This is a genomic window from Bradyrhizobium manausense (genome assembly GCF_018130615.1).
Taxonomy (GTDB): Bacteria; Pseudomonadota; Alphaproteobacteria; order Rhizobiales; family Xanthobacteraceae; genus Bradyrhizobium; species Bradyrhizobium manausense_A.
Map to the genome: position 1 here is coordinate 354408 of NZ_JAFCKB010000001.1, position 12271 is coordinate 366678.

12 protein-coding genes and 1 tRNA gene are annotated in these 12271 nt (G+C 63.7%); 4 read left to right on the forward strand and 9 right to left on the reverse strand.

The features are described 5' to 3' along the window. Positions 1-156 precede the first annotated feature (156 nt). The 6 genes from JQ587_RS01725 to JQ587_RS01750 all read right to left on the reverse strand — a co-directional run bounded on the left by JQ587_RS01725 (position 157) and on the right by JQ587_RS01750 (position 6488). Positions 157-1242, reverse strand: coding sequence for a sn-glycerol-3-phosphate import ATP-binding protein UgpC (locus JQ587_RS01725; protein WP_212424227.1), 1086 nt, complete (start codon positions 1240-1242; stop codon positions 157-159). Between the two features lie 108 nt (positions 1243-1350). Next, positions 1351-2199 (reverse strand): sn-glycerol-3-phosphate ABC transporter permease UgpE, encoded by an 849-nt coding sequence (ugpE, locus tag JQ587_RS01730; protein WP_212301985.1) that lies wholly within the window; start codon positions 2197-2199, stop codon positions 1351-1353. Beyond that, complete coding sequence (ugpA, locus tag JQ587_RS01735) at positions 2199-3080, reverse strand: sn-glycerol-3-phosphate ABC transporter permease UgpA (protein ID WP_212424228.1); 882 nt, start codon at positions 3078-3080, stop codon at positions 2199-2201. Before ugpA ends, ugpE begins: the two co-directional genes overlap by 1 nt. A gap of 53 nt (positions 3081-3133) precedes the next feature. Continuing rightward, a complete protein-coding gene (gene ugpB / locus JQ587_RS01740) occupies positions 3134-4450 on the reverse strand; it encodes a sn-glycerol-3-phosphate ABC transporter substrate-binding protein UgpB (RefSeq protein ID WP_212424229.1) in 1317 nt (438 codons plus the stop codon). 232 nt (positions 4451-4682) lie between these two features. After that, the gene (locus JQ587_RS01745) at positions 4683-5888 is read right to left on the reverse strand and encodes a CaiB/BaiF CoA transferase family protein (protein WP_212424230.1); all 1206 of its coding nucleotides are present in this window, start codon (positions 5886-5888) and stop codon (positions 4683-4685) included. Positions 5889-6062: 174 nt separating this feature from the next. Next, positions 6063-6488, reverse strand: coding sequence for an organic hydroperoxide resistance protein (locus JQ587_RS01750; protein ID WP_212424231.1), 426 nt, complete (start codon positions 6486-6488; stop codon positions 6063-6065). 157 nt (positions 6489-6645) lie between these two features. Between JQ587_RS01750 and JQ587_RS01755 the strand changes: the two genes are divergently transcribed. After that, a complete protein-coding gene (locus JQ587_RS01755) occupies positions 6646-7104 on the forward strand; it encodes a MarR family winged helix-turn-helix transcriptional regulator (RefSeq protein ID WP_212301989.1) in 459 nt (152 codons plus the stop codon). Positions 7105-7121: 17 nt separating this feature from the next. On the opposite strand, the gene JQ587_RS01760 is transcribed toward JQ587_RS01755, so the two are convergent. The 3 genes from JQ587_RS01760 to JQ587_RS01770 form a co-directional block, all read right to left on the reverse strand. After that, positions 7122-7358, reverse strand: a complete 237-nt coding sequence (locus tag JQ587_RS01760) for a GIY-YIG nuclease family protein (RefSeq protein ID WP_212424232.1) — start codon at positions 7356-7358, stop codon at positions 7122-7124. Between the two features lie 195 nt (positions 7359-7553). Continuing rightward, positions 7554-7629: transfer RNA gene (locus JQ587_RS01765), tRNA-Ala, on the reverse strand. A gap of 92 nt (positions 7630-7721) precedes the next feature. Further along, positions 7722-8129 carry a TIGR02300 family protein gene (locus JQ587_RS01770; protein WP_212301991.1) on the reverse strand — a complete coding sequence of 136 codons (408 nt, stop codon included), beginning with the start codon at positions 8127-8129 and terminating at the stop codon, positions 7722-7724. A 159-nt stretch (positions 8130-8288) separates the two neighbouring features. On the opposite strand from JQ587_RS01770, the gene aroA reads away from it, so the two are divergent. The 3 genes from aroA to rpsA all read left to right on the forward strand — a co-directional run bounded on the left by aroA (position 8289) and on the right by rpsA (position 12236). Beyond that, entirely contained in the window at positions 8289-9626 is a 1338-nt protein-coding gene (gene aroA / locus JQ587_RS01775; RefSeq protein ID WP_212424233.1) for a 3-phosphoshikimate 1-carboxyvinyltransferase, read from the forward strand. Then, positions 9623-10261, forward strand: a complete 639-nt coding sequence (cmk, locus tag JQ587_RS01780) for a (d)CMP kinase (protein ID WP_212424234.1) — start codon at positions 9623-9625, stop codon at positions 10259-10261. Before aroA ends, cmk begins: the two co-directional genes overlap by 4 nt. Positions 10262-10529: 268 nt before the next feature. Continuing rightward, a complete protein-coding gene (gene rpsA, locus JQ587_RS01785; RefSeq protein WP_212301994.1) occupies positions 10530-12236 on the forward strand; it encodes a 30S ribosomal protein S1 in 1707 nt (568 codons plus the stop codon). Positions 12237-12271 lie beyond the last annotated feature (35 nt).

Below are 12271 nucleotides of genomic sequence, written 5' to 3' on the forward strand. Positions count from 1 at the left end.
GGTTCAAGCGCGTAGCAGGGGGCTGTGGATTCACTGCTTGCGCCGTGGCCCGCTATAGCGAATTTTCGGGGCGATTTATCCCAATGAAAACAGGGCCCCTTCTACTGTGCATGGGGTTGTTTTCGCGTCTTTGGCGGCCGGACCTCTCGGAACCGGTCAGGCCTCGACCCGCTTGCGCCCGTCGCCGCTGAACAAGTGCAGCTTTGAACGCACCGCGGCGACCCGAATCTTCTCACCGATGGCCGGAGCCTCGGTCCCGGGGATGCGGACGATGATCTCGCCCGGCGGTAGCTCGCCCGGCGTCGCCGCGACGTGCTGCTCTTCCTCGGCACGCGCGCCGTAAACGAAAGTCTCGGCGCCGACGCGCTCGATCGCTTCGACGGTCAGGGACAGCGCAACGCCGCCGGCCGGGGTCTGGTCGGTGATGACAAAATCCTCCGGCCGGATGCCGAGGATGCCGGCATCGCCCGCACTGCCGCCGAGCTGCGATTTGATCTCGTCCGCGCGCGTCGCCATCAGGTTCATCGGCGGCGCGCCGATGAAGGAGGCGACGAAGGTCGTGGCAGGCTTCTCGTAGATTGCCAGCGGATTGCCGATCTGCTCGACCTGGCCGCCGTTCATCACCACGAGAATGTCGGCGAGCGTCATCGCTTCGAGCTGGTCGTGGGTGACGTAGATCGAGGTGACATTGAGCCGGCGTTGCAATTTGCGGATCTCGACGCGCATCGCGATGCGCAGCTTGGCGTCGAGGTTGGAGAGCGGCTCGTCGAACAGAAACACTTTCGGCTGGCGCACGATGGCGCGGCCCATGGCGACGCGCTGGCGCTGGCCGCCGGAGAGCTGGCGCGGCTTGCGCTCCAGCATGGCCGAGAGCTCCAGCACGCGGGCGGCTTCCTCGACGCGGGTCTTGATCTCGGCTTCTTTCATGCCGCGATTGCGCAGGCCGTAAGCCATGTTGTTGAAGACGCTCATATGCGGATAGAGCGCGTAGTTCTGGAACACCATCGCGATGTCGCGATCGGCGGGCTCGACCTGGTTGACGACCTTGCCGCCGATGTCGATCTCGCCACCGGTGACGGTCTCGAGGCCCGCGACCATGCGGAGCAGGGTCGACTTGCCGCAGCCGGAGGGGCCGACCAGCACGCAGAACTGACCGTCACCGACATCGACGTTGACGCCCTTGATGGCCTCGAAGCCGCCGGTGTAGGTCTTGCGGACGTTGCGCAGGGTAACGTTAGCCATGGGTTTCACCGGCGAATAGCGAATAGGGAGTGGCGAGTAGGGCGCGACCAAAGAGCAAGGCAACTGCAGCGACCCTATTCGCTGCTCGCCATTCGCAATTCGCGATCATCACTTCTCCGTCTCGACCAGGCCGCGCACGAACAATTTCTGCATGGCGACGACGACGAACACCGGCGGCAGCATGGCCAGCACGGCGGTCGCCATCACGATCGGCCATTCGGTCAGCGCGTCGTTGGTGGTCATCATCTTGCGAATGCCGATCTGGATGGTCTGCATGTCGTCGCGGGTGGTGATCAAAAGCGGCCAGAGATATTGATTCCAGCCGAGGATGAAGAGGATCACGAACAACGCGGCCATGTTGGTGCGCGACAGCGGCAGCAGCGTATCCCAGAAGAAGCGCAGCGGACCCGCACCGTCGATGCGCGAGGCCTCCAGCAGTTCGTCCGGCACGGTCATGAAGAACTGGCGGAACAGCAGCGTCGCAGTGGCCGACGCGATCAGCGGCAGCGAAAGGCCGGCATAGCTGTCGAGCATGTGCAGATCGGCCACGATCTTGTAGGTCGGATAGATGCGCACCTCGACCGGCAGCATCAGCGTGATGAAGATGAGCCAGAAGATCGGCATCCGCAGGGGAAAGCGGAAATAGACGATCGCATAGGCCGAGATGATCGAGATCGCGATCTTGCCGACAGCGACCATCAGCGCCATCACCAGCGAGTTCAGCATCATGTTGCCGACGGGCTCGCGGGTCGTGCCGCTCGTGCCGACGAAGATGGTCTGGTAGTAGACCTCGAAGAAATGGCCGCCGGGCAGCAGCGACATCTGCCCGTTGGCGATCAGCGCGTTGTCCTGGGTCGATGCGACGAAGGCGACGTAGACCGGGAAGGCGACGATCGCGATCCCGATCCAGAGGATGATGTGGGCGACGTAGCGTCGAAAGCCCTCTTGCTCGACCATCAGTAGGTCACCTTGCGTTCGACGAAGCGGAACTGGATGCCGGTCAGCACGATGACCATGATCATCAGGATCACCGATTGTGCCGCGGAGCTGCCGAGATTGCCGCCGATCAGGCCGTCGTTATAGACCTTGTAGACCAGCGTCTCCGTCGACTTGCCGGGACCGCCGCGGGTCATGGTGTCGATGATGCCGAAGGTGTCGAAGAAGGCGTAGACGATGTTGACGACCAGCAGGAAGAAGATGGTCGGCGACAGCAGCGGGAAGGTCACGGTCCAGAACCGCCGCATCGGGCGCGCGCCGTCGATCGCGGCGGCCTCGAGCACGCTTTTCGGAATGGCTGCGAGGCCCGCGAGGAAGAACAGGAAATTATAGGAGATCTGCTTCCAGGCGGCAGCGAGGATGACCAGCGTCGCGGCCTGATCGCCATCGAGCAGCGGATTCCATTCGATGCCGGCGGCGCGCAAATAGCGCGACAGCACGCCGAGCGAAGGATGCAGCATGAACACCCAGAGCACGCCGACCACGGGCGGCGCCACGGCATAGGGCCAGATCAGCAGCGTGCGGTAGATCGCGCCGCCGCGCAAGGGCTTGTCCGCCATCACCGCCAGCAGCAGCGCCACCGAGAGCGAGGACGCCGCGATCGCAAACGAGAAGAAGAAGGTTCGGACGATCGTCTCGAAATAGGCGGGCTCGCTGAACAGCTCGACGTAATTCTCGAACCAGACGAAGCTCGTCGAGAGGCCGAAGGCGTCCTGGAGCAGGAAGGACTGGATGACGGCCTGCAAGGCCGGCCAGTAGAAGAAAATCAGAACGATCGCGAGCTGCGGAGCAACCAGCGCATAGGGCAGTAGCTTTGATCGGAAAATCGGTTGCTTTTGCATGATGGGTGGCGCCGGCGGGCTGCTCGACGTTGCGGCCCGCCGGCGCGTGCGCCTTATTTTACGGCGGTCTTTTCGAACTGACGCAGCATGGTGTTGCCGCGTTCGACGGAGGCATCGAGCGCCTGCTTGGCGGTCTTCTTGCCGGCGAGCGCCTGCTCGATCTCTTCCGCCCAGACGTCACGCAGCTGGACCATGTTGCCGAGGCGCAGGCCGCGGGAGTTCTCGGTCGGCTCCTTGTTGGTCAGCTCGAGCAGGGGGGTCTCGAGATAAGGCTGGTCCTTGTAGAAGCCCTCGGCCTTGGCCTTGTCATAGGCGGCCTTGGTGATCGGCAGATAGCCCGAGGCCTTGTGGATGTAGACCTGACGATCGGTGTCAGAGAGGAAAGTCAGGAATTTCGCCACGCCCTTGTATTCGTCGGCCGACTTGCCGCCCATCACCCAGAGCGAAGCACCGCCGATGATCGAGTTCTGCGGCGCGCCCTTGACGTCCGGATAGTATGGCATCGGCGCAGCGGTGAAGTTGAACTTGGCCTGCGCCTTGACGTTGCCGAAGAAGGCCGACGAGGTCAGGTAGATGGCGCACTCACCCGAGGTGAAGCGGCCTTCGCCCTGGTTGGTGCGGCCGGCGTAGTCGTAGGTCTTGTCCTTCTGCAGCTCGACCAGCTTCTCGAGATGCTTGACCTGGAGCGGCGCGTTGAACTCGAGCTTGGTGTCGAAGCCGTCGAGGCCATTCGCCTTGCTCGCGAGCGGCACGTTGTGCCAGGCCGAGAGCTGCTCGAGATTGACCCAGGTGACCCAGGAGTTGGAGAAGCCGCAGGTCGGATGGCCGTTGTCGTGCAGCTTCTTGGCGACCTCGAACACTTCAGGCCAGGTCTTCGGGATCTCGGCGTTGACCTTCTTCAGCTCGTCGAGATTGATCCACATGACGGTCGACGACGAGTTGAAGGGAAACGACAGCATCTCGCCCTTCGAGGTCGAGTAGTAGCCGGTGATCGCGGACAGATAGTTCTTCGGATCGAACTTCTCGCCGGCCTCCTGCATCATCTTGTAGACGGGCTTCACGGCGCCGGTCGCGGCCATCATGGTCGCGGTGCCGACTTCGAACACCTGCATGATGTGCGGAGCGTTGCCGGCACGGAATGCCGCGATGCCTGCGTTCATGGTGTCGGGATAGCTGCCCTTGTAGGTCGGGACGACCTTGTAGTCGCTCTGCGACGCATTGAAGTCGTTGGCGAGCTTGACGATGACGTCGTTGTTCGCGCCCGTCATCGCGTGCCACCATTGGATTTCAGTGATCGCCAGCGCCGGCGAAGCCGTCAGGCCGACCGTGACCGCAAATGCGGCAGCCGCCCCAAAATGTCGAAGAGCCATCAAGTAAACCTCCCTTAGCCGTCCCTTTAGCCGTCCCTTGGCCGTCAAAAAGATCGCTTGCGCTAGCAGCGCCATATGACGTTCACATGACTGTGTAAGCGGCCGAAACGAAAGCGGCAAGCGCTGGAAAAGGGAAGCCATCAAATAGGCGAACGCGCCCCGCGCAGCCGGCGTCGTTCGCGGTGCACATTTGTGCCCGCGCCGCAGTGCGGCATCGCTGTTGAGGCTGACCCTAGCGCTTGCGCTCGGGGCCGCAGACCACGCCCTTTGCGACCATCGCGTCGATCTCCGCCCTGGAGTAGCCGAACTCGCCCAGCACCTCCTGGGAGTGTTGGCTGAACTTCGGCGGCAGGCGGCGGAGGCTCGGCTTGCTGCGATCGAGCCGGATTGGCGAGGCCACGCCCTTGTACCAGTCCTTCTCGATGACATCGCCGCGGGCGATCGTATGCGGATTGGTCAGCGCCTGGTCGATCTTCTGCACCGGGCCTGCGGGCAGGCCGGCGGCGAGCAGGCGATTGCACAGCGGCTCGGCCTCGTGCTGGCTGAACACCGCGGCCAGCTCGGCGCGTAGCGCTTCGCGATTGGCGATGCGGTCCTTGTTGCGGGCAAAGCGCGGGTCGGTGCCGAGCTCGGGCTTGCCGATCTCCTTGGCGAGCTTGCGGAAGGTGCCGTCATTGCCGACGCCGATGAAGATGTCGTCGGTCTTGGTCGGAAAGATCGCGTAAGGCACGAGATTCGGATGCTCGTTGCCGGTCAGCCCGGGCGGCTTGCCATGCATGAAATAATTCGCGGTGTGCGGATGCATGATGGCGAGGCCGGTCTCGTACAGCGTCGTCTCCAGGAACTGGCCCTTGCCGGAGCGCTGCCGCTCCGACAGCGCCATCAGGATGCCGATCGCGGCGTAAAGCCCGGTGGTGATGTCGACCAGGGGCACGCCGATCCGCATCGGACCGCTTTCGGGTGAGCCGGTGGCCGCGATCATGCCGGTCATGGCCTGGATGATGGCGTCATAGCCGGGATTGCCGCCACGCGGGCCGTCGGCGCCGAAGCCGCAAATCCGGCAATGCACGAGGCACGGAAATTTCTCGCGGAGCACATCGTTGCCGATGCCCCATTTCTCCAGCGTGCCCGGTTTGAAATTCTCGATCAGGACGTCGGCCGTCTCCAGCATCTTCAGCAGCACGACGCGGCCGCCCTCGGAGGCGAGGTCAAGGCCGATCGAGCGCTTGTTGCGGTTGATGCCGATGAAATAGGCGGCGTCCTCCTCGTGGAAGGGAGGGCCCCATTCGCGCACCTCGTCGCCTGCGGGCGGCTCGACCTTGATCACGTCGGCGCCGTGGTCGGCGAGGATCTGGGTGCAGTAGGGACCGCCAAGCACGCGGGTGAGATCGATGACGCGCAGCCCGCTCATTGCCCCCAAAACGGCTTCAGAACTCATGCCTTCGCTTCCCCTGTGTCGATATTTGAGCACAGGCCTAGCGAGGTTCACCCAAGCCAGCAATGGCTTGTTGCGTAGGGGCGTATGCACCGCAGGCGGCAATCCCGCAGCGTGGCAAATCAAAGGAAACGGCCGGCCCGAGGGGGATCTCGGGCCAGCCAATCCACCGTCAGATCAGACGACCGTCAGGCGAACGTCGACATTGCCGCGCGTCGCGTTGGAGTACGGGCACACCTGGTGCGCCTTCTCGACCAGCGCTTCGGCATCGGCGCGGGAAAGACCCGGCAGCGAGACGGCGAGATCGATGTCGAGACCGAAGCCGCCGGCCGAGCGCGGGCCGATGCCGACGGTCGAGGTGACGGTGGCGTCGGCGGGAACCTTCGGACCGCCCTGCGAGGCCACAAACTTCATCGCGCCGATGAAGCAGGCGGCATAGCCGGCCGCAAACAGCTGTTCGGGATTGTTGCCGGCGCCACCGCCGCCGCCGAGCTCCTTCGGCGTGGTGAGCTTGACGTCGAGGGCGCCGTCGAGGGTCGCAGCATGGCCGTCGCGGCCGCCGGTGGCTTTTGCGCTGGTCTTGTAGAGGACGTTCACGGACATTTTCGTCTCCTCAGGGGGGGCTTCGGGTTGGGGCGCATGCTGTATTGCAAACAATTAGATTGCGTGCAATCGAATTTTGCATGTCTCACATTTAATTGTTCGCAATTGAATGTGCGGCCGGCCGGTCCCAGAATGGGAGAAACGCGCGAGATTCTCTATGGCCCGGAAATTATCGACCCTCGATCCGCAACGCCTCGACAACCAGATCTGCTTCGCTGTGTATTCGGCCGCGCACGCCTTCAACCGCGTCTACAAGCCGCTGCTGGACCGGCTCGGCCTGACTTATCCGCAATATCTGGTGATGCTGGTGCTGTGGGAGCGCGACGACGTGCCGGTGAAGGACATCGGCGAGAAGCTGTTTCTCGATTCGGGCACGCTGACGCCGCTGTTGAAGCGGCTCGAGGCCGCGCATCTGGTCAAGCGCACGCGCTCGAGCGAGGACGAGCGTCAGGTTCTGATCGCGCTGACACCGCAGGGCCATGCGCTGAAGGAGAAGGCGCGCAGCGTCCCGCAGTCGATCCTGGCGGCCTCGGAGTGCTCGGTCTCGGAGCTGGTCGCGATGAAGGACGAGATCGTCGCGCTAAGGGATCGGCTGAATGCGGTGATTGGGGAGTAGGCCCCGGACACGCACGATCAGAAATGCTTTTTGGCGAACGCGCGACCAGAGCCAGATTTCAGATATCGCTCGAATGCGACAGCGCGTGCGGCGTCATCGAAAGCGAAATACGTTCGAATTCGCCAGGGCCCATATTTTGACGTGTGCGGCACCTCGCCGGCATTGTGTTTTGCCAGGCGCGCTCTCAGGTCGTCGGTGATGCCGACGTAAAAGTGCTCGGAGTCGACGCTTTCGAGGATATAGACGTATTTCATTCTGCTTCCTTCCCTGAGGGTAGATTAGCAGATCCGAGACACGTTTACGGTGTTGCTACTGTCCACCAACACGACAGTGGGGATATCGGCCAGTCCGCCGTCGCCCTTCGGGCTTTGGCGGGACAGCCTTCGCTCACTTCGCTACGAGGGACTTCCCGGGCTTGCCCAGCCGTAGCTCGCGAAGCGAGCGAAGGCTGGTGGAGCCAGGCGGGATCGAACCGCCGACCTCTTGCATGCCATGCAAGCGCTCTCCCAGCTGAGCTATGGCCCCTTTAGTCTTGGGACGATCCCGAGGGGATCACTCCCGACCGGCGAGCCTGGTGACTCGCGCGGTGCACCCTTTTTCACAGATCGGTGCTGATCTCAAGTCTCTTCATCACCTCCGACATCACCAATGATGTCGGTCACGTCCTCATCGCCTTCTTCTTCGTCGGCAATGAAGGTCGAATCATCATCGTCGTCGTCGTCGAGGGTCTCGTCGACCTCGATATCGTCCTCGGATTCGGGGACGACGGCCTTCACCTTGCCGGTGTTCTCCTCGGCATCGGCCTCTTCCAGCGAGACCTCTTCGACCTCGGCCGGCTCCGGCGTGTTGTCTGCGGCTGCGGCGTGACGGGCTTCGGCGCCGCGGGTCGCGCGGGCCGGCGCCACGGGCGCGATCGGCACAACCTCGCCGGTATAGGGCGAGATCACCGGATTCTTGTTGAGGTCGTAGAACTTCTTGCCCGTGGTCGGGCAAATACGTTTGGTTCCGAGTTCGGACTTGGCCACGGCAGAGGAATCCTGGGAATGTCTGAAAAGCGGTGCTTCACTTGGCTAGTTGGCGGCCCGCTGTCAATAGCGCATTACGGAAGAAAGACATGCCCGTGACGGCGGGCGGACCATGTGGTACCTGCCCGCAGCCCTACAGGGCCATCCAAGGACACAATCTTGACCCATTCCGATAAGCCGACACCGCTGACGTCGCGCTCAAGCGGCCCCCTGACCGGGAAAGTACGGGTGCCCGGGGACAAGTCGATCTCGCACCGGGCCCTCATCCTCGGCGCGCTGGCGGTCGGCGAGACCCGGATAACGGGCCTCCTCGAGGGCGAGGACGTCCTCAACACCGCCAAATCGATGCAGGCGCTCGGCGCCAAGGTCGAGCGCACCGGCGATTTCGCCTGGAAGGTCCAGGGTGTGGGCGTTGGAGGCTTTGCCCAGCCCAAGGCGGCGCTGGATTTCGGCAACTCCGGCACCGGTTGCCGGCTGGTCATGGGCGCCGTCGCCGGCTGCCCGATCTCGGCGGTGTTCGATGGCGACGCCTCGCTGCGCAGCCGCCCCATGCGCCGGATTCTCGACCCGCTCGAAAAGATGGGCGCCAAGGTGGTCTCCGGCGGCGAGGGCGGCCGCCTGCCGCTGACCGTCCAGGGCGCGCGTGATCCGCTGCCGATCACCTACAAGACCCCGGTCGCCTCGGCCCAGATCAAGTCCGCCGTGCTGCTGGCGGGGCTGTCTGCGCCGGGCACCACGACGGTGATCGAGAGCGAGGCCAGCCGCGACCATACCGAGCTGATGCTGAAGCACTTTGGTGCTGATATCACCTCGGTCGCCGAGGGGGCTCACGGCCGTCGCATCTCGCTGGTCGGCCAGCCCGAGTTGCACGGCGCCACTGTCATCGTGCCCGCCGATCCGTCTTCTGCGGCCTTTCCGGTCGTCGCGGCGCTGATTGTCGAAGGCTCCGATGTCGTTCTTTCCGACGTGATGACCAATCCGCTGCGCATCGGCCTTTTCACGACGCTGCGTGAAATGGGCGCTTCCATCGAGGAGAGCGACGTGCGCGGCGATGCCGGCGAGCCGATGGCGCGCCTGCGCGTGCGCGCGTCAAAACTGCGCGGGGTCGAGGTGCCGCCGGAGCGCGCGCCGTCGATGATCGATGAATATCTGGTGCTGGCGGTCGCGGCTTCCTTTGCCGAAGGCACGACCATCATGCGCGGGCTGCAAGAGCTGCGCGTCAAGGAATCCGATCGGCTCGAGGCCACCGCGGACATGCTCCGCGTCAATGGCGTGAAGGTCACTGTTTCCGGCGACGATCTGATCGTCGAGGGCCGCGGGCATGTCCCCGGCGGCGGCACCGTCGCCACGCATATGGACCACCGCATCGCGATGTCGGCGCTAGTGATGGGCTGCGCATCCGATCAGCCCGTAACCGTAGATGACACCGCCTTCATCGCCACCAGTTTCCCGGACTTCATTCCGATGATGCGGTCGCTGGGGGCCGAGTTTTCATGATCATCGCCATCGACGGCCCCGCGGCCTCGGGCAAGGGCACGCTCGGCAAGCGCCTCGCGCATCATTACGGCTATCGTCATCTCGATACCGGCGTGATCTATCGCGCCGTCGCCTACGCGCTGATGCAGTCCGGCCATGACCTGCGGGACGAGGCCGCGGCCGTGCGGGCCGCCCTGGAGCTCGACCCTGAAAAGTTCGGCAATCCCGCCCTGAAGACCCAGGAGGCCGGCGAGGGCGCCTCCATTGTGTCCGCGATTCCCAGGGTTCGCGAGGCCCTGGTCAATTTCCAGCGGCAGTTCGCCGCCGATCCGCCCGGCGCCGTGCTGGACGGCAGGGATATCGGAACCGTGATCTGCCCCCATGCCGACGTGAAGATCTTTGTCGTGGCCGATCCCAAGGTCCGCGCCCGCCGCCGGACCATGGAGGCGAGGGCGCGGGGTGAGGAGGCCGATGAGGCGGCCGTGCTCGCCGACATCATCCGGCGCGACGAAAGGGATAAGAACCGGCCGATTGCGCCTCTAAAGCCTGCCCCGGATGCTCACTTGCTTGATAACTCCCAACTGGATATAGAAGGCGGCGTCCGGGCCGCCATCGACATTATCGAGGCTGTCCGAGCGGGCCGGTCGCGGGGTTAAGCCGCAGCCGTCATTGGAGGAAGCGCCCGCTCCCGCTCTTTGAGGTCGGTACTCTCGGTCCCTGTTCGGGACCGACGCGATCCAGGCTCCGGACAACAGATTTTCCACGTATCGAACGCGCGGGCCTCTGCCGGCCCGCTTCCGCTGTTTCGGCGTCAAGCCGGAGCAACGAGCGGTCGCTCGAAGGTCTTGCGGACCTTCCGACACTGCGTGCGCGATACGCCCATGAACCCCAACGGCCGGCAAGACATCCGCAACTGGAGAACAAATGGCTTCGACTTCCGCTGATTCCTATAGCCCGTCGCGCGACGATTTCGCCGCGATGCTCGACGAGTCCTTCGCAGGTGGCAACCTGCAGGAGAGCTCGGTCGTGAAGGGCAAGGTGGTTGCAATTGAAAAGGACATGGCCGTCATCGACGTCGGCCTGAAGACCGAGGGCCGCGTTGCGCTGCGCGAATTTTCCGGCCCCGGCCGTGACAGCGAGATCAAGGTTGGCGACGAGGTGGAAGTGTTCCTCGATCGCATCGAAAACGCCCTCGGCGAAGCCGTGCTGTCGCGCGACAAGGCGCGCCGCGAAGAGAGCTGGGGCAAGCTGGAGAAGGCGTTCCAGAACAACGAGAAGGTCACGGGCGTCATCTTCAACCAGGTCAAGGGTGGTTTCACCGTCGACCTCGACGGTGCCGTTGCCTTCCTGCCGCGTTCGCAGGTCGACATCCGCCCGATCCGAGACGTTGCGCCGCTGATGAACAACGCGCAGCCGTTCCAGATCCTCAAGATGGACCGCCGCCGCGGCAACATCGTCGTCTCCCGCCGCACGGTTCTCGAAGAGACCCGCGCCGAGCAGCGTCAGGAGCTGGTGCAGAACCTCGAAGAGGGTCAGGTGATCGACGGCGTGGTCAAGAACATCACCGACTACGGTGCGTTCGTTGATCTCGGCGGCATCGACGGTCTGCTGCACGTCACCGACATCGCGTGGCGCCGCGTCAACCACCCGACCGAGGTGCTCTCGATCGGCCAGACCGTGAAGGTCAAGATCATCAAGATCAACCACGAGACGCACCGCATCTCCCTGGGCATGAAGCAGCTGCTGGACGATCCGTGGCAGGGCATCGAAGCCAAGTACCCGCTGGGTGCCCGCTTCACCGGCCGTGTCACCAACATCACCGACTACGGTGCGTTCGTCGAGCTCGAGCCGGGCATCGAGGGCCTGATCCACGTCTCCGAGATGTCGTGGACCAAGAAGAACATGCACCCCGGCAAGATCGTGTCGACCTCGCAGGAAGTCGACGTGCAGGTGCTGGAAGTCGATTCCGTCAAGCGCCGCATCTCGCTCGGCCTCAAGCAGACCATGCGCAACCCCTGGGAGGTCTTCGTCGAAGGTCACCCGACCGGTTCGGTGGTCGAAGGCGAAGTCAAGAACAAGACCGAGTTCGGTCTGTTCCTGGGCCTCGAGGGCGACGTCGACGGCATGGTCCATCTCTCCGACCTCGACTGGAAGCTTCCGGGCGAGCAGGTGATCGACAACTACAAGAAGGGCGACATGGTGAAGGCCGTGGTGCTCGATGTGGACGTCGAGAAGGAGCGTATCTCGCTCGGCATCAAGCAGCTCGAAGGCGACCCCTTCGCCGAGCCGGGCGATGTCAAGAAGGGCGCGGTCGTGACCTGCGAAGTGCTCGAAGTGAAGGAAAGCGGTATCGAGGTGAAGATCACCGGGACCGACTTCTCGACCTTCATCAAGCGCTCGGAGCTCGCGCGTGACCGTAATGACCAGCGCGCCGAACGCTTTGCCGTCGGCGAGAAGGTCGACGCCCGCGTGATCCAGTTCGACAAGAAGGCCCGCAAGGTCCAGGTGTCGATCAAGGCGCTCGAAGTCGCGGAAGAGAAGGAAGCCATCGCGCAGTACGGCTCTTCGGATTCGGGTGCGACGCTCGGCGACATTCTGGGCACCGCGCTCAAGAACCGCGACAGCAAGTAAGCGAAACGCAGGTTTTGCTGACATCGAAGCCCCGG